Below are 21,771 nucleotides of genomic sequence, written 5' to 3' on the forward strand. Positions count from 1 at the left end.
GTTTTTGGTGGAAATCGAAAAAATTAACACTAGCTCCACAAAAATAGTGCCTTATTGCTGGAATAATACTAAAATCTTACAAAAACATCAAGCAATAGCGGCTTCCTTTTTGAAAAAGGCTGCGAACTCTTCGATCGTCATACTTCCCAGATCACCCTCGCCTTTGCGGCGTACCGAGAGTTTCCCTTCGGCTGCTTCCTTTTCACCGACAATGAGCATGAAAGGTACTTTGGTAACTTCCGCATCACGGATCTTGCGACCGATTTTTTCATCACGGTGGTCCACAAAGCCACGGATATCGTGATCCTGCAACTGGAAGAACACATCTTCTGCATAATCAGCGAACTTTTCGGAGATCGGCAGAATGGCAATCTGATCCGGCGACAGCCACAACGGAAACTGGCCCGCGGTGTTTTCGATCAGGATCGCAATAAAACGCTCCATGGAACCGAAAGGCGCGCGGTGGATCATCACCGGCTGGTGCTTCTGGTTATCGGAACCGGTGTATTCCAGGCCGAAGCGCTTCGGCATCTGGTAATCAACCTGAATTGTACCCAACTGCCATTTACGGCCCAATGCGTCACGAACCATAAAGTCGAGCTTCGGACCGTAGAATGCGGCTTCGCCGAGTTCCGTTACGGTTTTCAGGCCGCGTTCGGCGGCAGCTTCAACAATGGCGTTCTCCGCTTTTTCCCAATCCTCGTCTTTCCCGATGTACTTCACCTTGTCGTTAGGATCACGAAGCGATACCTGTGCACTGTAATCTTCAAAACCGAGTGATTTGAATACATATAGTACAAGGTCGATCACGCGGATGAACTCTTCCTTCACCTGATCGGGACGGCAGAAAATGTGGGCGTCGTCCTGCGTAAACCCACGTACGCGGGTCAGGCCGTGCAGCTCACCACTTTGCTCGTACCGGTAAACTGTCCCAAACTCCGAGAACCGTAATGGCAGGTCTTTGTAGGAGCGGGGAGAGGTTTTGTATATCTCGCAGTGGTGCGGGCAGTTCATCGGTTTCAGCAGATACTCTTCACCCGGGTTAGGGGTTTTAATAGGCTGGAACGAATCCTTACCATACTTTTCCCAGTGCCCTGAGGTAACGTACAGTTCTTTGCTACCGATGTTGGGGGTCACCACAGGCGTGTAACCCGCGCGCGCCTGCGCTTTGCTCAGGAACGCCTGCAAGCGCTCGCGAAGCATAGCACCTTTCGGCAACCACAATGGCAAACCTTGTCCTACCTTTTCCGAGAATGCAAAAAGCTCCAACTCCTTACCCAACCGGCGGTGGTCACGCTTTTTAGCTTCCTCCATCAGGGTTACATATTCTTCCAGCTCCTTTTGTTTTGGAAAGGTAATGCCGTAAATGCGGGTCAACATTTTGTTTTCCTGCTTGTTACGCCAGTACGCGCCCGCAATGTTGGTGAGTTTGGCGGCTTTGATGAAACCGGTATTCGGGATATGCGGCCCGCGGCAAAGGTCGGTGAAACCGCCTTGCTCGTACAAAGTAATGGAGCCGTCTTCCAGCCCGTCGATCAGTTCCAGCTTGTATTCATCGCCCTTTTTAGTAAAATAGTCGATGGCTTCTGCCTTGCTGATCGGCTTGCGGATATATTCGTTTTTCTGGCGCGCGAGTTCCAGCATTTTCGCCTCGATTTTCGGGAAATCTTCCTGCGAAATGGTCTGTCCGCCCAAGTCCACATCATAGTAAAAGCCCTTTTCGATCGAAGGCCCCGTACCGAATTTAATGCCCGGATAGAGTGCTTCCAATGCCTCGGCCAGCAAGTGGGCCGAAGAATGCCAGAATGTAGCTTTACCATCCTCGTCGTTCCACGTCAGCAGTTTTACCAGGGAGTCCTCCGTGATCTGGCGCGTAGGGTCCCAGACTTCATTGTTGACTTTGGCGGCTATCACATTCCGTGCAAGCCCTTCACTGATACTGAGCGCGATTTCGAGAGCGGTTACCCCTTTTGGGTAAAAACGTTCGCTACCATCGGGCAGGGTAATTTTTACTTGAGACTCGTCTTTCATTCAAAAAAATAATTCTGTGACTATGGTTCAATGGCAATGCGGCAGGCCGCAAAACACAAAGCTATTCAATTTTAGCTTTGCGTGATGAGTCCACGCGGATATTTGTAGTACCACGGGGTTGGATAATATTAATTTTAACCCGCGCTGTATCGAGTAATTTGTAGCCCGGGGTGGTATTTTCCTCAGGATAGTAGGAGGGGTACAGCCCTTCCGACTCGATTTTCCGGATACGGTACATGCCGTAGCGCGCATCCTGGTCACCCGGCGCGATGGTCAATGCCGTTTCGTAATAGGTTTTTGCCACATCGAGCTCGCCGCTTTTTTCATAGGCATAACCCAGCATATTGTTGATCTCTTTCGATTTCGGCTTCTTTCTCAAAAGCGTTTTCAATGCCGGGATTGCCTGTGGGTAGGCGCGGAGTTGCATGGCTACGGTGGCGAGCTGGTTGAGCGCCTCTTCGTAGTCGGGCTGGATGGCTACCGCTTTTTGATAAAATATCAATGCGGTGTCGGGCTGTGCCAACGCATTCAGGATTTCCCCTCTTCCGAAAAACAGGCTTGCCCGCTCGGGGAAGCGTTTCAGCGCTCTTTCGTTGATAGCAAGCGCTTCGGCTGTGTTTTTCAATTTGAGATTGATCATCGTACCCTGCTCGTAAGCACGCAGCAGCCGCGGATTGACGTTCATGGCGTAGTTCAGGCTTGACAAGCTCGCCAGTGAATCGCCCTGCTTGGCTTGCAACATGCCTTTTACATAGTAGGCAGAGCCATCATATGGTGCCATCCGCAATGCCTGGTTCAGATAGCCGGCCGCCTCGCCGAAGCGATTTTTAGCCTGCAAAATATCCGCCAGCAGCACATACAGTTCAGGACTGCTTTGCTGCAATGCCTCGGCGCGTTGCGCGTCTTCCAGCGCATTGTCGATCTTGCCTAGCTCGCGGTTGATTTTCCCGCGCAGGAGGAAGTACTCGCTTACATTATCCTGCTCGTAAATCGACTCGTTAATATCATCCAGCGCTTCCGAATACTGTTCGCGCTCGAAGTAAATACGCGCCCTTTTGAAATAATTCACGTCGGAATCGATGCCGCGGTTGATCAGGTCCGTGAGCGAGAGCAATGCGTCGTTCTGCCATTGTGCTTTGCCTTTTTTGATCACCGGCGGAATGCGCGTGGACGTGCGCGCGTCGCTCTGGCACGACTGTTCGAGCCCGGCCAGCGCAATGATTACTGCAAATGGTAAATATTTCAGATTGTCACACTTCATTCGCCTCTAAACATTCTGGTCTGAAAAACGCGAAAATACGCCCAGCGGCAGCTTTTTGCCAAAGGAATCGGGGATGAACAATTCACCGAACTCGTGTTTGATCTCCGTTCCGAAATGTGCTTTAATCAGGTTCTCCACGATTAACGCAGAGAAACCCAGCGAGTACAGGTTAATGATAAAAAAGAAGTTCTTTTCCTTTAATAACTGTGCACAGAGCCGGAGTAGTTCATTCAAACTTTCTTCCAACAGCCATTTTTCGCCATCCGGTCCGCGCCCGTATGCGGGTGGATCGAGGATCAGCCCATTGTATTTGTTACCGCGGCGCACTTCGCGCTGCACGAATTTCAATGCATCTTCCACCACCCATCGGATGTTGCTCAGCCCGCTCAGGTCCATATTTTCCCGCGACCAGCTGATCACCTGCTTCACCGAATCCACGTGCGTTACATCCGCGCCGGCCGATTTCGCCGCCAGCGAGGCAATGCCGGTATAGGCAAACAGATTGAGTACCGACGGTTTTTCCTCCGGCATTTGCTTCAAAGTCCGGGAGATGAAATCCCAGTTGGTAGCCTGCTCGGGAAACACGCCTACGTGCTTGAAGGACGACAATGCCAGTTTCGTGCGCAAATGCAACTCTTTGGTGCGGTATTGGAACACCCATTTGTCCGGCATATCGCCTTTGGTAATCCACTGGCCCTTGTCTTGTGAGTTTTTATCCTTTTTGAAAACAGCATTCGAGCGCTTGTCCCATTCTGCTTCCGAAAGCGACTTGTCCCAGATAGCCTGCGGCTCAGGCCGCGAGAGCACGTACGGCCCGAATTTTTCGAGTTTCTCAAATCCGCCGCTGTCGATCAGTTGGTAGTCGGTATGTTGGTCTGGTGAAAGTAGTATCAAAGTTTTACTTCGGCTTTCGGCTTTCGGCCGTCGGCCTTTTTTAAGTTGTAGATTATGAAAGTGCTCCCGGAGGCTTAAGGGCCGACAGCTGACGGCCGACAGCCGAAGTCCTAATAAGCAATCTTGTTCAAATAAAACACATTCCGCCTCCCCCTCGTGTTCGGATCACCTGCTGCGTTGACAATGCGTTGTTCGCCCCATGCCAGGTAGAAATTGTCGTACCAGTAGTCGATATCGTCGGTGCTGGTTTTACGCACTTTGTCGCCTTCCACGTAAGTCTCATTCGGGATGACGCGGTCGCTGTCGATCACCTGGTTGCCTTTGATGATCTTGCTGCGAATGGCGCCGTTATGGCTGTAAATCAGTTTGGAATTACCATTAGTAAAGGACTGGACCTTGATCTTTTCCTTCAATTCCATACTTTTTACGTTGTCGAAACTAATGCTGTTATCCCAAAGCAGGTTACCGTTCTGGTCCACATCCGCAACGACCGCGTGCGTATATGTAAAACCATCGAACACCTGTTGGTTATAACCCCTGCCGCCGTACATCGGATTCCAGAGATAGGGATTATAGAGGCCCATTCCGAACGGGTAACCGTATCCGCCGTATCCGTAATTGAAACCGCCCATCATGCTGGGGTTTTGATAGCGGTATTCAGGATAGAATACTTCCGCTACCAGGAGGAAATTATTGGTTTTCGGTACAATATCGTGTACAAGCAGCCGGTAATTCAGTTTCAGGTCGTCGCCGCTTTCCTTTTTCTTTCTGATACGTTTTTCCATCTTCTCCTGCTGGCGTTCACTCAGGAAGTTGAAGAAGTTTTTGAAATCGGTAAAACTGTGGTACTTGGTGAAAACCGTTTCGTCGCCGACGATCTTGCTGATGTACAATCCCTGCGAGGCCGCTACGGTGCTGCTCTGCATATTGCGGTAGCCATAAGTGCCGATCACAATGCGAACAGAGTCGTTCAAAACCTGCAAACGGCCGCTGAGTAAGGAGAAATCATCTTCCGGATCTACGCTGACCTGCGTGTAAAGCTCGCCGGTTTCTTCGTAGGAACGCGCCACGATTTTGGTCTGACGGCCTTTTTTTACCGCGAAACAAACATTCACCAAATGCTGCGCCGTATCCACTTCGACCGTCTGAATGGCGTTAGAGCCTTTAATGGCCGAAGGTAACACCCTGGTTTGCTGCGTAGTAAGCTGGGTGTAGATCAACACCGGCTCATTACGTACCATACCTGCCATAAAAACGGAATAGCCCATCGTTTTGAAATCTGTGATCTCAAAACGATCGACGGTATTAATAGTAAAAGTCTCCACGAAGCCGGGGCCGACATTCACCTTCACAATTTGATACAAAGAGCTCCGGTACTTGCTGAAAAGCAGGAATACGGCCTGCCCGTCGTAGGAGGATGCGATGTAATCGAGGTTCGATTCGATCGGGCCGTCGATAGACCACACCCGTTCGAGGTTCGTGTCGAATTTCTGGACATTGAACGTGCCCTTGTCGGGCTTGGAAATGAGCAGTACGCCCTGTTTGCCGAGCGGAACAGCCTGGTAGGCCGTGTTACCGGGCAAGGGAAGTTCAATCCGCTTCACTCCCTGGGCGAAAACCGGCGCACCGAGGACGCCCAGGAAAAGTAACGGTAAGACCAGCCGAAAAACGGATCGCTTATTTTTTGTCATGTGCCAAAGCAACGATATGGTCGAATTCTTCGCGTTTGACCGGTACGACCGACAGTCGCGACAAACGGACGAGGTCCATTTGTTTGAGGAGCTCGTCCTTCTTGATCTGCGCAAGCGTAACGGTGTTCGGGAACTTCTCAACGGGAACGAGGTTCACCACCACCCATCCCGGTTCTTCGGTAGTAGGGTCGGGGTAATGTTCCTTTGAAACCTTGGCAAGCCCAACGACCTCCTTGCCCTCATTGCTGTGGTAGAACAGCACGGGATCGCCCACTTTCATTGCCATCAGGTTATTGCGGGCGGCGTAGTTGCGGACGCCATCCCACATGCCTTCCCCCTCGGCAACGAGGTGGTCCCAGGAGTATTTAAATGGTTCTGATTTTACAAGCCAATGGTTCATTCAGTGAGTATTTGTAATGATATGAGTTAAAATGTTAATCTTTCCCGACTAAATCAAGGGAATTTCGGGAATTTGCTGAAATCCGGCTTTCTTTTCTCCAAAAACGAGCGCTGTCCTTCTTTCGCTTCCTCACTGAGGTAGTAAAGCAGTGTTGCATTGCCTGCCAGCTCCTGGATACCTGCTTGTCCGTCGAGTTCCGCATTGAATGCGCTTTTGAGCATACGGATAGACAACGGGCTTTTTTCCTGAATTTTTTTCGCCCATTCCAGAGTCACTGTTTCCAGTTGCTCTAAGGGAACCACTTTATTCACAAGGCCCATTTGCAATGCTTCATCGGCGTCGTACTGGTCGCAGAGGAACCAAATTTCGCGTGCTTTTTTCTGGCCTACCACGCGGGCAAGGTACGATGCGCCGAAGCCGCCATCGAAGCTGCCGACTTTCGGGCCGGTTTGTCCGAAACGTGCATTGTCGGCTGCGATCGAAATATCGCAGATCACGTGCAGCACGTGGCCGCCGCCGATCGCCCAGCCGGCCACCATCGCGATTACGGCTTTGGGAATTGAGCGGATCATTTTTTGCAAGTCGAGCACGTTCAGGCGTGGTACGTGGTCGTCGCCGATGTAGCCGCCGTGGCCGCGTACCGACTGGTCGCCGCCGGAGCAGAATGCTTTGCCGCCTTCGCCGGTCAGGATAATGACGTCGATCCGGGGATCTTCGCGGCAAATGTGCATCGCATCGATCATTTCAGTGACCGTAAGCGGTGTAAATGCGTTATGCTTGTGCGGGCGGTTGATGCTGATTTTGGCAATTCCTTCGTGAAGTGTAAAGAGAATTTCTTCGTATTCTTTAATGGTTTCCCATTGAACTGTACTGGACATAAATCAGATTGGTAAGATTGGAATAAATGGCAACGCCTGGCGGGAAATGTCACCGTTAAGTATTGCCCGAATGCGCGAAATTACTCATTGTTTGGGTTAGGTTCAAAAACAAATGAATAACTTTCCACCGCATTAAAAACGGGCTATTCGCAACCCGGAACAATGAATCCGCAGAAATTACAGGTATGATCTGGACAACGGGCAAAACGCATTGGCAAACGCAGAAAAGGCCGCGAAATCCCTATTTCGCACAGGCTTACGACTTTATGGGAAGGTGGCTTGAAGGCGACAGGGAGTTTGTGCTCCATACCTCCGGCTCCACAGGCATGCCCAAACCTATTACCGTCACGCGCAAGCAACTGGAAGCGAGTGCGGCTATGACGGGCAAGGCCCTTGCGCTCGGGAGCGGGACGCGCGCGCTCGTGTGCCTGAATGTGGGCTATATTGCGGGGCTGATGATGCTCGTCCGGGGATTGGAGCTGGGCTGGGAACTGACCGTCACAGAGCCTACGTCGAACCCGCTGAATGGCCTGGATACCGTGGATTTCGACTTTGTGGCCATGGTGCCGATGCAATTGCAGGCGATCCTGGAAAGTCCGGCGACGGCCGACCATGTGCGTAAGCTGGGTAAAATACTCCTCGGCGGGGCGCCGGTGAATCTGGCATTGGCGGGCAGGATCAAAGCCCTGAACGTCCCCGTTTTCCAAAGCTACGGTATGACCGAAACCGTTTCCCACGTCGCTTTGAAGGCATTGAACGGGCCGGATGCGAGCGATTCATATGTGTTTCTGCCTGGAATTGCCTTTGGTACGGACGAGCGGGGCTGCCTGTTTGTATCCGGGGCTGTTACCAGCGGGCAAAAGGTGCAGACCAATGATCTGGTGCAACTCGTGGAAGGCGGATTTCAATGGATAGGGCGGGCGGATAATGTGATCAATTCCGGCGGTGTGAAAATTGTGCTGGACCAGACAGATCAACAGATCGCGCGGGTTTTTCATGATTTGGGTATTCCCAATGCATTTTTCTGCTGGTGGGAACCCGATGAAAAACTGGGACAGAAGCTCGTGCTGGTGGTCGAAAATGCATTGGATAATATGCCCGATGAGAAACTCCCGGCAGAAATTAGAAGCCGTGTTTCGACCTATGAGAACCCGAAACATATTTACTTTGCAAAAGCGTTTGCCAAAACAGCTACCGACAAAGTAGACAAGCGCGCCACATTTCAACAGTTTTTAAATATTCCGAATGGATAAAAATCTTCAAATACCCGGTCAGTATATTGTTCGCTATCAGACAGCTCCGGTAGTTCCGGCCCCGTTTGCCCATTTCTACACTTTGAAACTGGATATTCAGTCGGCTGAGGACCTGCGTGTAGATTTCGACATTATTTACAACGACCGCTTAGAACTGACAGACGACGAAATTTACGATGAAGGTTTTTCCAAGGATGACGACTATAAATGGAAGGGCGCATTGCCGGCGATTTGGATTAACGAGTTTCAGGAGATTTTCACCAGTTCTAAAACCATTCGCAAACGCGAGGAGAGTGAGTACGAAGATTTTATTGAAATAGAACTGGAAGAGAACGGCAAGTACGTTACGATTTACCCGGTTGATAAAGAGCGCTGGTCTTACTTCTTGCAGGAAATGATGCAGGCGATCTTCGAAACTGCGGGTCGTGAAAAACCTTTTGAACTGACTTATCTGGATATCGATGACAGCAAAACCGTTATTGATTTAAAAGCGTCGTTCGGAAAGAAGGAATTTACATTAAGCAAAAATGGCGGTACCGCCCGTAAACTGCATTGGGATCAATTGCAAAAAATAATGGATACAGTTTACAAAGCTGAATTTGTAGCCGATAATGCATCTGAAAACCGCCCGACTAAACGCGGTAAATACCTTACAGCAGGAGATGGCCTGTGGTATCAAATGGGTGTTGCGGTTTTGGAAACCACCTCCAAAAGTAAAGACCTCGCGAAGATCGAGGCGTTGTTCAATACGCTTTCGAAGTAACGATTACTGACGGTACTGGCTCAGCTCCATTTGCAACTCATCCACGAGTTGAGCCACCCGTTCGAGTGAAGGCTGGGGCACAGGCATTTGCGCGCTTACGAAAGCCTTTACTTCCCACACTTCCAGCACATCCTGCAAAGGAACTTCCAGCTCCGCAATCTCTGCATTGTCCGACGTAAGCAGCAACACACCCGCCGTCTTCACCTGATTGAATACATTTCTGTAAATCAATCCATGGTTTCTGAGCAGGAAGACATACTGCATACCGTCCTTGATATCATACCAATTGCGAATGAAAGTCCCCACGAGTATGGAGCCGGGGTAGGTGAAGTCCTCGCCGCTTTCAAATGCACGGTAATAGCCCGATGGCAGATTAGGCAACTGGAAAAGTGGCAGCGAGTTTAGATAACCCGGATTCTGAAAATGGGCTATGTATTCGGCCTGTTTGTTGCGCGCTACCCATTGAATAGTAGGGAAGTGCTGCGCGGGCTGCTCCACCGCCGCATTGAATTGCGGGGTCTGGTATTGGTTGTTGAATGTAGGCAAACCTGCGCCTGGCTGAGGTGCCGGTTGCGGCTGCATCGTGGCAGGGCTGTGAGAAGCTGGCTGCTGATAGGCTGGCTGGTGAAATACCTCCTGCTGAGCCGCGTTCGGTCGGACCGCATTCGGTTGGGCCACGTTTGGCCGGGCCACGTCTGGCTGAGGAGTTTCTCCGCTAATGGGTTTCAAATTGATCTGCCGCGAAACTTGCCTTAATGGCTGTTCGGGCTGCTGGTATGTTTCAATGATTTTAGACAGTGGCTGCGGCTCCGTGTACCCGGGCGTGCGCGTAGGCGTGGGCTGGGGCATCGTGCCCGAATGCGAAACCGTCATTTGCCGCGAGGTTGTCAGCGGAAGCGACATTTCGGGTGTTTCCCTTAGTTTTCGCAAATCGTTTTTTAGCAAATTATCCACGCTAACGCCGAATGCGGCGGCCATGTTTTTGAGATTAGTAAGGTTGGGATTGGCCCTGGCTTCCTCGTAAGCACCCAGTAACGATCTCTTGATCGATATCTTACGGGCAAACTGTTCCTGCGTCAGGCCGTTCAGCCTTCTGAGATACTTGATGTTGTTGCTGACGATGCTCATAGTACAACCGATCCGTTCAAACTGCCTACCAATTGACAAATCTTTTAGTAAAAAACGAATTGAGCAACTTTCTTACCTACTTTTTTAAAATTTTAACATAAAAAAGCCGGATCGCCAGGATTTAAGCAAATCCCGATGATCCGGCTTTTTTACTTCGGCAATCGGCCGTCGGCTTTCGGCTCTTTTAAATCTGCATTTTGCCAAGGGCCGACAGCCGATTGCCGACAGCTGACGGCCTATTTATAAATTTCCTTCTTAGCCGCCTTAAACGTGTTGGTCAGCAAACCGCAGATGGTCATCAGACCTACACCGCCCGGCACGGGTGTAATGTAGCTCGATTTAGGTGCCACGTCGTTGAAATCGACGTCGCCCTTGATCGAGAAACCGCTCTTTTTGGTGGCGTCGGCCACGCGGGTAATGCCCACGTCCACTACGACGGCACCTTCTTTGATATAATCGGCCTTCACGAATTCCGGCCGGCCCAACGCGACGATCAGTATGTCGGCCGACTGGCAGATCTCTTTCAGGTTTTGTGTTTTGCTGTGCGTGATCGTCACGGTACAGTTACCCGGGTAGGTATTGCGCTGCATGAGAATGCTCATCGGCAAGCCTACGATCTGGCTGCGGCCGATTACCACGCAATGCTTGCCGCTCGTTTCGATTCCGGCCCGGATCAGCATTTCGAGGATGCCAAAGGGCGTAGCGGAAATGTAAGCAGGCAGTCCTTTGCACATTCTGCCGACGTTAATCGGGTGGAAACCGTCCACGTCTTTCGCAGGGTTCACGGCTTCCATCACTGTGTTTTCAGAAATGTGTTTTGGTAGCGGCAGCTGTACGATAAAACCGTCTACATCGGGATCATTATTCAGCGATTCTACCGCTTCGAGGAGTTGCGCCTCGGTAATGTCCGCTTCGAAACGCAGCAGGGTAGAGGTGAACCCGATTTCTTCGCAGCTGCGGATTTTGGAAGCCACGTAAGTTTCGCTGGCGCCATCCTGGCCTACGAGTATCGCGGCCAAATGCGGTTTCTTACCACCGCCGGCGACCCATTGTTCAACCTCGGCCTTGATTTCAGATTTTATTTGGGAAGAAATAGCTTTCCCGTCGAGTAGTTGCATTATTATTCAGGTAGTAAATATTTCTTGATCAAAGTTTGCATTCCGGTCGTGGCTTTTTCCTGGATGAAAACCATGTTGGATTTCAAGGTTATGTCCGGTTTGTTCGGATCTACAATGTAAATACGCTTGCCGATAGGAACATAATGCACGAGCCCGGCAGCGGGGTAAACCGCGAGGGACGTGCCGATCACCAGGAACATATCCGCCTGTTCGGTCACATCCACGGCCACTTCCATCATGGGTACCTCTTCGCCAAACCACACGATATGCGGCCGCAGCTGGCTGCCCAATTCGCACAAATCGCCCGTTTTCAGCTCCCAGCCCGTCATATCATACACGAGCTTAGGATCTTTCGTGCTTCGCGATTTGAAAAGTTCCCCATGCAAATGGATCACTTTGGAGGAGCCCGCGAGTTCATGCAGGTTATCGACGTTCTGCGTTACGATTGTTACATCGAAATGCTTTTCCAGCTCCGCCAGGGCGTAATGTGCCGCATTAGGCTTCACATCCGCGGCCTGTTTCCTGCGCTGGTTGTAGAAATCCAGCACGAGCTCCTGGTTGCGAATCCAGGCTTCGGGCGTAGCGACGTCCTCGATGCGGTAATTATCCCAAAGCCCATTATTATCTCTAAAAGTACTGATCCCGCTCTCAGCGCTGATCCCTGCTCCGGAAAGTACAACCAGTTTTTTCATGGGCTTCTTCGTTTTATGTGTGTTAACCTTTTTTTGTTGCTTTTTTAGCAGCAGGCTTCTTGGCCGCCGGTGCCTTTGCAGCGGTGGCCTTCGCCGCGGCTGGTTTTTTGGCTCCGCGTCCCGCCGGCTTGTCCGGTGTTTCGGCGGCCAGTTTCAATACCTGGTCGTAGGTCAGCGATGCCGGCTCGGTACCTTTCGGGATTTTTACATTCTTCTTTCCAAAGGCAATGTAAGGCCCGTACCGGCCATTCAGAACCTTTGCCTCGGGATCTTCCGCAAATTCCTTGATCGTGCGGTTGGAATCCTGCAAGCGCTTTTCTTCAATAATTTCAATCAAACGTTCCTCGGTGACCGCCATCGGATCGTCCGTTTTAGCCAGCGAGTAGTACTTGCCGTCGTGCTTTACGTACGGACCGAATTTGCCGACGTTCACAACCATGTCCTTGTCTTCGAAGAACCCAACCTGGCGGGGCAGTTTGAACAGTTCAAATGCCTCGTCCAAAGTGATGGTTTCCATCAGCTGGCCCTTCTGCAAGCTTGCGAAACGCGGCTTTTCTTCGTCTTCCACGTCGCCGATCTGCACATAAGGGCCATATTTCCCGATCCTTACCGACACTTTCTTGCCCGTGGCCGGATCTTCTCCCAGTTCGCGGGTTGTAAGGCTCTTATCGATCGCTTCTTCGCGCGCTTCGGCGACCTTCTTCTGAAACGGCGTATAAAAGTCCTTGATCATCTGCTGCCAGCCCAGTTGGCCTTCGGCAATGTGGTCAAAATCCTTTTCCACGCTCGCCGTGAACGAATAATCGACGATATCCTGGAAATGGCTCACGAGGAAGTCGTTGACCACCATCCCAGTGCTGGTAGGGAAGAGTTTAGCCTTTTCCGAACCATATACTTCTTTATTGACCTTGCTCTTGATCTGATCATTGGCAAGGGTCATTTCCTTGAATTCTCTTTCGAAACCCTGACGGTCCTCTTTAACAATGTATTCCCGTTTCAGGATTGTCGAGATCGTCGGCGCGTACGTAGACGGGCGTCCGATCCCCATTTCTTCGAGTTTTTTCACCAGGCTCGCCTCGGTATAGCGCGGCGGGTTACGGGTAAATCGCTCTGTTGCCTTCATATCAGCCAGTTTTAACACCTGCCCGATGTTCAACGGCGGAAGCATTCCTTTTTGTTCTTCATCACCTTCGTCATCGCTCGACTCGAGGTATACTTTCAGGAACCCTTCGAATTTGATCACTTCACCTTGTGCTACCAGCTCTTCCGACGTGGTCGAAATGCCGATCGTGGCGGTGGTACGCTCCAATTGGGCGTCCGACATCTGCGATGCGATGGCACGTTTCCAGATCAGTTCGTACAGGCGCTGCTCGTTGCGATCGCTGCTGCCTACCAGCGTAGAGAAATCGGTAGGGCGGATCGCTTCGTGCGCCTCTTGCGCCGATTCGGACTTGGTTTTGAATATACGGCGATTATAATATTCGTCCCCATATTCTTTCGTGATCTGCTGCTTTGACTTATCAAGCGCTTCTTCCGACAGGTTGGTAGAGTCGGTACGCATGTAAGAAATCTTACCGGCTTCGTACAGGCGCTGTGCGACGGTCATCGTCTGCGCTACCGAAAAACTCAGCTTGCGGGATGCTTCCTGTTGTAGTGTAGAAGTTGTAAATGGCGGTGCAGGTGTTTTTTTAGCAGGTTTAACTTCAAGATTACGGATCGAGAACTCGGCCCCGATACATTTTTCCAGAAACTGATAAGCTTCCTGTTCGGTAGGGAAGTTTTTGGCGAGTTCCGCATTCAATACTTTCCCGTTGCCGAGGTCGAAATGCGCTGTCACCTTAAAACTGCTTTTGCTTTTGAAAGCATCGATTTCCCTTTCCCGCTCTACTATTATACGTACGGCCACCGATTGTACCCGGCCGGCCGAAAGGTTCGATTTACCAATGCGGATCTTTTTCCAAAGTACCGGTGAAAGTTCGTAACCCACGAGGCGGTCGAGGATACGACGTGCCTGTTGGGCGTCTACCAGGGCTGTGTCGATGGTCCGCGGTTTTTCGATGGCATTCCGCAGAGCGGTTTTGGTAATCTCACGAAATACGATCCGCTTGGTATTGTCGGGAAGCCCGAGAGCCTCTTTCAAATGCCAGGAAATAGCTTCTCCCTCGCGGTCATCATCGGTCGCGAGCCATACTTCTGCATCTTTTGCCAGTTTTTTGAGCTCTGAAATGACTTTGACTTTATCGGAGGAGATTTCGTAAGAGGGTTGGAAACCATGCTCAACATCAACACCCATATCGTGTTCCGGGAGGTCACGGACATGTCCGAAACTGGACTTGACAGTGAAATCCTGCCCAAGGTAACTTTCAATGGTTTTGGCCTTCGCCGGTGACTCTACGATCACCAGATTTTTTGACATAACTTTCGATTTAAGGGACCTGGTAGCACTTTGAATGTCCAAATATAGGGCACAATCCGAGAAAAAATCAAAGCGCAAATAAAAGCTGATTGAAAAACAGAACGCGTTACAGCACCTCCCGAAGGGGGTATTTCAAATTATTTCTTCAATATACAGGTTGTCAGAACAAAAAAAATTGGACGGGGGTTATTTAAGTGTACGGCTAGAATATACTGGTTTTAAATAGTAGGGAAAATCGGACGGAATGCCTCCGTATATTCTGTAATTTCGTACTTTCGCCCGTTTTATTGACAACAGATATTGCCTTTAACATTGAAAAGATTTCATCATGAATATCTATCAGGACTACATTAACGAGATTGAAGAAAGAAAGACCCAGGGGCTTCACCCGAAGCCGATTGATGGTGCCGAATTGCTGGGAGAAATCATCGCACAGATCAAAGATACAGCAAACGCCCATCGGGAAGACTCTCTTAAATTTTTCATTTACAACACCTTACCAGGAACTACTAGTGCAGCTGGTGTGAAAGCCAGGTTTTTGAAGGAGATCATCCTGGGGGAATCCGTAGTAGCAGAAATATCACCCGCCTTCGCATTTGAGCTGTTGTCTCACATGAAAGGTGGTCCTTCCATTGAAGTATTGCTTGACCTTGCATTGGGCGACGACGCTTCTATCGCGAAATCAGCGGGAGAGGTGCTCAAAACACAGGTTTTCCTTTACGATGCCGACACCGACCGCCTGAAAGAGGCATTCAAAAACGGCAACGAAATCGCAAAAGACATTCTGGAAAGCTACGCGAAGGCTGAGTTCTTCACCAAGCTTCCCGAACTTCCCGAAGAAATCCAGGTCGTTACGTTCATTGCAGGTGAAGGCGACATTTCTACCGATTTGCTTTCTCCCGGTAACCAGGCCCACTCCCGTTCCGACCGCGAACTGCACGGCCAATGCATGATCACCCCTCAGGCACAGCAGGAAATCAAGGCTTTGCAGGCACAACATCCTGGCAAAAGCGTCATGCTGATCGCCGAAAAAGGTACCATGGGTGTAGGCTCATCCCGGATGTCGGGCGTGAACAACGTGGCACTTTGGACCGGTAAACAGGCAAGCCCATATGTGCCGTTTGTCAATATCGCGCCGATCGTGGGTGGTACAAATGGTATTTCTCCGATCTTCCTCACCACAGTAGACGTTACCGGCGGTATCGGTATCGACCTCAAAAACTGGGTTAAAAAGGTGGATGCGGACGGTAATGTGGTTCGTAATGAGAATGGTGACCCTGTTTTGGAGGAAGTTTACTCCGTAGCGACAGGTACTGTTTTGACGATCAATACGCAAACAAAGAAACTTTATAATGGCGAAAAGGAGCTGATCGACATTTCGAAAGCCCTTACGCCGCAGAAAAAAGAATTTATCAGAGCCGGCGGATCATACGCAATCGTATTTGGTAAAAAAATCCAGACTGTCGCGGCGAAAATCCTGGGCATTGAACCAACACCGGTGTTTGCTCCTTCCAAAGAGATTTCCAATGAAGGACAAGGTTTGACTGCGGTTGAAAAAATCTTCAACAGAAATGCGGTTGGTACCACGCCTGGTAAGGTTTTGCATGCAGGTTCTGACGTTCGCGTAGAAGTTAACATCGTCGGTTCACAAGATACGACGGGATTGATGACGGCACAGGAACTGGAATCGATGGCGGCGACGGTTATTTCGCCGATCGTAGATGGTGCATACCAGTCGGGCTGTCACACGGCGTCGGTTTGGGATAAAAAAGCGCAAGCCAATATTCCGAAACTGATGAAGTTCATGAACGATTTCGGTCTCATCACTGCCCGTGACCCGAAAGGAGAGTATCACTCGATGACCGACGTAATTCACAAGGTATTGAATGATATTACGGTGGACGAATGGGCGATCATCATCGGTGGCGACTCGCACACAAGGATGTCCAAAGGTGTTGCATTCGGTGCCGACTCAGGAACTGTTGCATTGGCATTGGCTACCGGTGAGGCATCCATGCCGATCCCCGAATCCGTGAAAGTGACTTTCAAGGGTGATATGAAGGAGCACATGGATTTCCGTGATGTGGTGCATGCTACCCAGGCACAGATGTTGCAGCAATTTGGCGGAGAGAACGTATTCCAGGGCCGCATTATCGAGGTGCACATCGGAACACTGCCAGCCGACCAGGCATTTACATTCACCGACTGGACTGCTGAAATGAAGGCTAAGGCTTCTATCTGTATTTCGGAAGACGATACGCTGATCGAATCGCTGGAAATCGCGAAAAACAGAATCCAGATCATGATCGATAAAGGCATGGACAACCACAAGCAGGTTCTTCAGGGCTTGATCAACAAGGCGGACAAGCGTATTGCGGAAATTAAATCAGGTGAAAAGCCAGCGCTTACGCCGGATGCGAATGCAAAATATTACGCGGAAGTAGTGATTGACCTCGATGTGATCGTAGAACCTATGATTGCGGATCCGGATGTTAATAACAAAGATGTTTCCAAAAGATATACCCACGATACGATCCGTCCTATCTCTTTCTATGGCGACGATAAAAAGGTAGATCTTGGCTTTGTAGGTTCCTGCATGGTTCACAAAGGCGATTTGAAGATTGTTTCTCAAATGCTCAAAAACCTGGAAGAACAACAGGGGAAAGTGGAGTTCCATGCACCGCTTGTGGTGGCTGCACCTACCTATAATATCATTGAAGAGCTGAAAAGTGAGGGCGACTGGGATGTGTTGCAGAAATACTCCGGTTTCGAATTCGACGACAATGCACCGAAAGTGGCAGCACGCACCGAATACGAAAACATGATGTACCTGGAACGCCCCGGCTGTAACCTTTGCATGGGTAACCAGGAAAAAGCTGCCAAAGGAGATACCGTATTGGCGACTTCTACGCGCCTCTTCCAGGGAAGGGTTGTGGAAGATTCGGATCGTAAAAAAGGAGAGTCCCTGCTCGCGTCCACACCTGTTGTGGTGCTGTCGGCAATCCTCGGCCGCATTCCTAATGTGGACGAATATAAGGCTGCTGTGGTGGGTATTGACCTGACCAAGTTCGCACCTCCTGTCAAGGCACTAAGCAGATAGTAATTAGTGTTTCAATTGTTGAAACCGTGAATGTGTAATCATTAATTTAAGAGCTATGGCGTTTGACTTAGATATGATTAAGGGCGTTTATGCCCGCATGGAAGAAAGAGTAAATGCCGCCCGTAAAGTAGTAGGACGGCCTTTGACGTTGTCAGAGAAAATTTTATACTCCCACTTGTGGGAAGGAACGGCCACGCAAAGCCACGAACGTGGCAAGTCGTACGTGGATTTCGCTCCGGACCGTGTGGCAATGCAGGATGCTACGGCGCAAATGGCGCTGCTGCAATTCATGCAGGCCGGTCGCCCGAAAGTTGCCGTTCCATCTACCGTGCACTGCGACCACCTGATTCAGGCGGAAGTGGGTGCCGCGCAGGATTTGAAGAATGCGGTAGACAAGAATAAAGAAGTATATGATTTCCTTTCCTCCGTTTCCAACAAATACGGAATCGGTTTCTGGCGTGCAGGTGCAGGTATCATCCACCAGGTGGTACTTGAAAACTACGCTTTCCCCGGCGGCATGATGATCGGTACCGATTCCCACACGCCTAATGCGGGCGGGTTAGGTATGATCGCGATCGGCGTCGGCGGTGCGGATGCGAGCGACGTGATGTCCGGTTTGGCCTGGGAGTTGAAAATGCCGAAACTGATCGGTGTGAAACTGACCGGCAAACTGAGCGGATGGACAGCTGCGAAAGACGTGATCCTCTGGGTTGCAGGCCAGCTCACCGTAAAAGGTGGAACCGGCTACGTGGTGGAATATTTCGGCGAAGGTGCCGAAAGCCTGTCTGCTACCGGCAAGGGCACGATCTGTAACATGGGTGCGGAAATCGGTGCTACCACTTCAATCTTCGCTTACGACGAGAAAAGTGCTGCTTACCTAAGGGCAACAGAGCGCGCCGATGTGGCCGACGCAGCGGATAAGATCAAAGAATACCTTCGTTCTGATGATGAAGTGTATGCAGATCCCGCATCTTACTACGATCAGCTTCTCGAACTGGACCTTTCCACTTTGGAGCCGCATATCAACGGTCCGTTTACACCGGACCTGGCATGGCCGCTTTCCAAATTCGCTACGGCGGTAAAGGAAAACGGTTGGCCGGAAGTACTTTCGGTAGGTCTGATCGGATCGTGCACCAACTCTTCTTATGAAGACGTAAGCCGTGCAGCGTCTCTGGCCCGGCAGGCAGTTGACAAGAAATTGCAGGTTACTTCTGAATATACCATTACACCTGGTTCAGAACAGGTACGGTACACGGTGGAGCGCGATGGTTTTCTGGATACGTTCGAGAAAATCGGTGGGGTAGTGCTGGCGAACGCTTGCGGGCCTTGTATCGGCCAATGGGCGCGTCACGGTGCGGAGAAAGGCGAGAAAAACTCGATCATCACCTCATTCAACCGCAACTTCTCGAAACGTGCGGATGGTAACCCTAATACGCACTCTTTTGTTGCCTCGCCTGAGATCGTAACCGCTATGGCTATTGCCGGGCGCCTTACTTTCGATCCGCGCGTAGACAAGCTTGTGAACACCGACGGCGAAGAGGTATTGCTCGACGAACCGACCGGCTTGGAATTACCTACCAAAGGTTTTGCAGTGGAGGATGCCGGCTACCAGGCTCCCGCGGAAGACGGCAGCCAGGTTCAGGTTTTGGTAAGCCCTACTTCGGACCGCCTGCAACTGCTCGAACCATTCCCTGCGTGGGAAGGCACGGACCTTACCGGGTTGAAACTCCTCATTAAGGCAAAAGGCAAGTGTACCACCGACCATATTTCAATGGCCGGTCCATGGTTGAAATACCGCGGACACCTGGATAATATCTCGAACAACATGCTGATCGGTGCGGTTAACTACTACAACGAGAAAACCAACACGATCAAAAACCAGCTTACCAACCAGTATTCGGAAGTGCCGGCGGTGCAGCGTGACTACAAGGCACACGGCATCGGTACAATCGTGGTAGGTGACGAAAACTACGGGGAAGGTTCATCACGCGAGCACGCGGCAATGGAGCCTCGTTTCCTGGGTGTACGCGCGATTTTGACCAAATCGTTCGCACGTATCCACGAAACCAACCTGAAAAAGCAAGGTATGCTGGCGCTGACGTTCGTGAACACAGCAGATTACGATAAAATCCAGGAGGACGATACAATTGACATCCTCGGCCTGGAAACATTTGCGGAAGGACAGCCTCTGACGGTCGTGTTGCACCACAACGACGGCACAACCGAAGAATTCCCTGTAAACCATACCTACAATGCCCAGCAGATCGAATGGTTCAAAGCAGGTTCTGCATTGAATATCATCCGCAAATCGGTTGGCGCTCAGTAGTACATATTATTCCAAAATGTAAAAATGGCTCCCGATCATCGGGAGCCATTTTTGTTTTTAGCGTGAAATGCAATCGTCCAGGTTTGAAATATGGGATCGAAATACCCCGAGGGGCAACCTGTTTGTAGCGATACTCCGCCGGGGCCTTCTTTTGCATGACTGCTACATGCCTGACGGCATTTAAATCCGTGATGAATGCGGCGGGTTGCTACCAATGTTCCGTGCCTAACGGCACTTGCGATGCGAACAAAACGTGATCGCATTACGACTACAAATATTACGCGCCGCTGGCGCTTGTCGGTGTATTGTTTGGTACCAATGCTATGTAGTGGCGGTACTATAAATCTCTGCGCTAAGCGTCAGCGGCGCGTAATATTTGTAACAAAATGGTTAGGCACAATCGGAAAATGGCGTCGGGCATGTAACAACAAAAACGGCGCCACGCATTAATGTTGATGAACTGCAATGTGGACGAACTGCGCCGCCGCATTTCAAATGTTACCTCAAATCCCGGGAAACCTCGACTTTTGTCTGCTATATGACTGGTAGAGAAAGATAAACATCCCCGTCATGATCGACACGTCGGCCATGTTGAATATGCCGGTTTGAAATAACCCGAAATTGATATGCATGAAATCGGTGACCGAGCCGTGGACGAGGCGGTCGTAAATGTTACCGATGCCGCCGCCAATGGCAAAACTCAATGCAAGCGCGCTGAGCCAGGTCAGGTTCTTTTTGGTCAACAGGTAGATAATGCCGAATAGCAGGGCGATCAGCGGGATGACGGACAACACGAATATCTTGATCGAATCGGGTAGCGAGCTTCCTATGCTCAGGAATGCGCCCGTATTTTCGACGTAGGTAATGGTGACGTAGTCCTTGATCACGTGGATCGTCTGATAAAAACCCACATTCTCCCTCACCACGCTTTTCGAGATCTGATCACAGCCAATATTGGCGATCAGCACCACGACAATCGCGATATTCCGGACCAGACGGTTTGATTTAAGGTTCATTATTTGGAAAGCGCTTTAATCGGCGTCAGTTTAATATCCTTGAACTCAACTTCGGATCCCTCGGACTGCAATGCGATCTGGCCTTTTGAAGCCGTCGCGTCATAGCCGTAGTTGACCAGCACCCCATTGAGCCATACTTTAATTGAATTCTTAACACATTCTATCACCATCGAATTCCATTCGCCCAAAGGCTTTTCGGTGCCGTCGGTGAGGTTGGGAATGCGGCGGAGCTTATCGCCGTTCACGCCCCATTTTTCCTTAGGCCCGCGGCGTTTCTCCATGTCGGGCACGGTAATATCCTCCTGAATACACCAGAAATCACCTGCATTCTGGTGCATCATTTGCACTTCGATGGATTTGGGAAACATATCATACAAATCGCGCGGCTTGGAAACGAATACCAGCGCACCGCAATTGCCCGGCTTGCCTGCAAAGCGGTATTGATACGTAAACCGGAAGTTCTCATACTGCGCGTCCGTGATGAGGTGCCCGCCGGGCGTTCCCAGGCTCACGAGCAGGCCATTGCGCACGAGGAACGGGTTCACAGCCTTCGGGTCTTTATCCATTTCGGGCACATCAATGTGCCATCCTTTCAGGTCTTTTCCGTTGAAAAGCGCTTTTGTTTGGCTGTAAGCGTGTTGTGAGGTGATAGCGAGGGTCAGGGCGAGCGGAAGGAACAGTTTCTTCATGAAAGGTCGATACTATTTAAAGGTTTAATGGGATTTGAACCGGAAAAATTAAGCAATAATCGGGTTAGTAGGTATATGGGCGCTTCAAATGTTCGGTTATTGGGTTAAATTGGTG

At 50.4% G+C, this 21,771-nt stretch carries 16 protein-coding genes; 4 read left to right on the forward strand and 12 right to left on the reverse strand.

From position 1 onward, the window contains the following. Window positions 1-87: 87 nt before the first annotated feature. The 6 genes from thrS to menB form a co-directional block, all read right to left on the reverse strand. Window positions 88-2,031, reverse strand: a complete 1,944-nt coding sequence (gene thrS / locus J2Y43_RS14165; RefSeq protein ID WP_309983641.1) for a threonine--tRNA ligase — start codon at window positions 2,029-2,031, stop codon at window positions 88-90. A gap of 61 nt (window positions 2,032-2,092) precedes the next feature. Next, window positions 2,093-3,292: a tetratricopeptide repeat protein gene (locus J2Y43_RS14170; protein ID WP_309983643.1), complete on the reverse strand. Its 1,200-nt coding sequence runs from the start codon at window positions 3,290-3,292 to the stop codon at window positions 2,093-2,095. Between the two features lie 6 nt (window positions 3,293-3,298). Then, window positions 3,299-4,186, reverse strand: a complete 888-nt coding sequence (locus tag J2Y43_RS14175; RefSeq protein WP_309983645.1) for a class I SAM-dependent methyltransferase — start codon at window positions 4,184-4,186, stop codon at window positions 3,299-3,301. A 110-nt stretch (window positions 4,187-4,296) separates the two neighbouring features. Next, complete coding sequence (locus tag J2Y43_RS14180) at window positions 4,297-5,877, reverse strand: hypothetical protein (RefSeq protein ID WP_309983647.1); 1,581 nt, start codon at window positions 5,875-5,877, stop codon at window positions 4,297-4,299. Then, entirely contained in the window at window positions 5,864-6,277 is a 414-nt protein-coding gene (locus J2Y43_RS14185; RefSeq protein ID WP_309983649.1) for an EVE domain-containing protein, read from the reverse strand. Before J2Y43_RS14185 ends, J2Y43_RS14180 begins: the two co-directional genes overlap by 14 nt. Before the next feature lie 53 nt (window positions 6,278-6,330). Further along, window positions 6,331-7,155: a 1,4-dihydroxy-2-naphthoyl-CoA synthase gene (menB, locus tag J2Y43_RS14190; protein WP_106598331.1), complete on the reverse strand. Its 825-nt coding sequence runs from the start codon at window positions 7,153-7,155 to the stop codon at window positions 6,331-6,333. 185 nt (window positions 7,156-7,340) lie between these two features. Here menB and J2Y43_RS14195 point away from each other — a divergent pair, with 185 nt between their 5' ends. Continuing rightward, window positions 7,341-8,408: an AMP-binding protein gene (locus tag J2Y43_RS14195; RefSeq protein ID WP_309983651.1), complete on the forward strand. Its 1,068-nt coding sequence runs from the start codon at window positions 7,341-7,343 to the stop codon at window positions 8,406-8,408. Then, on the forward strand, window positions 8,401-9,171 hold the full coding sequence (locus J2Y43_RS14200; protein WP_309983652.1) for a hypothetical protein: 771 nt from the start codon (window positions 8,401-8,403) through the stop codon (window positions 9,169-9,171). The genes J2Y43_RS14195 and J2Y43_RS14200 overlap by 8 nt, the downstream gene beginning before the upstream one ends. A 3-nt stretch (window positions 9,172-9,174) precedes the next feature. Here the strand turns inward: J2Y43_RS14200 and J2Y43_RS14205 are convergent, their stop codons facing one another. From J2Y43_RS14205 to topA, 4 genes are all read right to left on the reverse strand, one after another. After that, entirely contained in the window at window positions 9,175-10,299 is a 1,125-nt protein-coding gene (locus J2Y43_RS14205) for a helix-turn-helix domain-containing protein (RefSeq protein WP_309983654.1), read from the reverse strand. Window positions 10,300-10,535: 236 nt separating this feature from the next. Beyond that, window positions 10,536-11,417: a bifunctional 5,10-methylenetetrahydrofolate dehydrogenase/5,10-methenyltetrahydrofolate cyclohydrolase gene (locus J2Y43_RS14210; RefSeq protein WP_106598327.1), complete on the reverse strand. Its 882-nt coding sequence runs from the start codon at window positions 11,415-11,417 to the stop codon at window positions 10,536-10,538. Window positions 11,418-11,419: 2 nt separating this feature from the next. Beyond that, on the reverse strand, window positions 11,420-12,109 hold the full coding sequence (locus J2Y43_RS14215; protein WP_309983656.1) for an NAD-dependent deacylase: 690 nt from the start codon (window positions 12,107-12,109) through the stop codon (window positions 11,420-11,422). Window positions 12,110-12,131: 22 nt separating this feature from the next. Beyond that, window positions 12,132-14,525 carry a type I DNA topoisomerase gene (gene topA / locus J2Y43_RS14220; RefSeq protein ID WP_309983658.1) on the reverse strand — a complete coding sequence of 798 codons (2,394 nt, stop codon included), beginning with the start codon at window positions 14,523-14,525 and terminating at the stop codon, window positions 12,132-12,134. A gap of 328 nt (window positions 14,526-14,853) precedes the next feature. Here topA and J2Y43_RS14225 point away from each other — a divergent pair, with 328 nt between their 5' ends. Continuing rightward, window positions 14,854-17,625 carry a bifunctional aconitate hydratase 2/2-methylisocitrate dehydratase gene (locus J2Y43_RS14225; protein WP_309983660.1) on the forward strand — a complete coding sequence of 924 codons (2,772 nt, stop codon included), beginning with the start codon at window positions 14,854-14,856 and terminating at the stop codon, window positions 17,623-17,625. A 55-nt stretch (window positions 17,626-17,680) separates the two neighbouring features. Beyond that, window positions 17,681-19,951, forward strand: coding sequence for an aconitate hydratase (locus J2Y43_RS14230; RefSeq protein WP_309983662.1), 2,271 nt, complete (start codon window positions 17,681-17,683; stop codon window positions 19,949-19,951). Window positions 19,952-20,454: 503 nt separating this feature from the next. Here J2Y43_RS14230 and lspA read toward each other — a convergent pair. Beyond that, complete coding sequence (gene lspA, locus J2Y43_RS14235) at window positions 20,455-20,967, reverse strand: signal peptidase II (protein ID WP_309983664.1); 513 nt, start codon at window positions 20,965-20,967, stop codon at window positions 20,455-20,457. Beyond that, entirely contained in the window at window positions 20,967-21,656 is a 690-nt protein-coding gene (locus J2Y43_RS14240; protein WP_223409049.1) for a DUF1080 domain-containing protein, read from the reverse strand. The genes lspA and J2Y43_RS14240 overlap by 1 nt, the downstream gene beginning before the upstream one ends. Window positions 21,657-21,771 lie beyond the last annotated feature (115 nt).

The organism is Dyadobacter sp. BE31 (assembly GCF_031457695.1).
In the GTDB taxonomy this organism is placed as follows: domain Bacteria; phylum Bacteroidota; class Bacteroidia; order Cytophagales; family Spirosomataceae; genus Dyadobacter.

Coding starts and splice junctions, on each gene's coding strand:
- thrS (WP_309983641.1), bottom strand. CDS start 2,031: ATGAAAGACGAGTCTCAAGTAAAAATTACCCTGCCCGATGGTAGCGAA.
- J2Y43_RS14170 (WP_309983643.1), bottom strand. CDS start 3,292: ATGAAGTGTGACAATCTGAAATATTTACCATTTGCAGTAATCATTGCG.
- J2Y43_RS14180 (WP_309983647.1), bottom strand. CDS start 5,877: ATGACAAAAAATAAGCGATCCGTTTTTCGGCTGGTCTTACCGTTACTT.
- J2Y43_RS14185 (WP_309983649.1), bottom strand. CDS start 6,277: ATGAACCATTGGCTTGTAAAATCAGAACCATTTAAATACTCCTGGGAC.
- menB (WP_106598331.1), bottom strand. CDS start 7,155: ATGTCCAGTACAGTTCAATGGGAAACCATTAAAGAATACGAAGAAATT.
- J2Y43_RS14195 (WP_309983651.1), top strand. CDS start 7,341: ATGATCTGGACAACGGGCAAAACGCATTGGCAAACGCAGAAAAGGCCG.
- J2Y43_RS14200 (WP_309983652.1), top strand. CDS start 8,401: ATGGATAAAAATCTTCAAATACCCGGTCAGTATATTGTTCGCTATCAG.
- J2Y43_RS14205 (WP_309983654.1), bottom strand. CDS start 10,299: ATGAGCATCGTCAGCAACAACATCAAGTATCTCAGAAGGCTGAACGGC.
- J2Y43_RS14210 (WP_106598327.1), bottom strand. CDS start 11,417: ATGCAACTACTCGACGGGAAAGCTATTTCTTCCCAAATAAAATCTGAA.
- J2Y43_RS14215 (WP_309983656.1), bottom strand. CDS start 12,109: ATGAAAAAACTGGTTGTACTTTCCGGAGCAGGGATCAGCGCTGAGAGC.
- topA (WP_309983658.1), bottom strand. CDS start 14,525: ATGTCAAAAAATCTGGTGATCGTAGAGTCACCGGCGAAGGCCAAAACC.
- J2Y43_RS14225 (WP_309983660.1), top strand. CDS start 14,854: ATGAATATCTATCAGGACTACATTAACGAGATTGAAGAAAGAAAGACC.
- J2Y43_RS14230 (WP_309983662.1), top strand. CDS start 17,681: ATGGCGTTTGACTTAGATATGATTAAGGGCGTTTATGCCCGCATGGAA.
- lspA (WP_309983664.1), bottom strand. CDS start 20,967: ATGAACCTTAAATCAAACCGTCTGGTCCGGAATATCGCGATTGTCGTG.
- J2Y43_RS14240 (WP_223409049.1), bottom strand. CDS start 21,656: ATGAAGAAACTGTTCCTTCCGCTCGCCCTGACCCTCGCTATCACCTCA.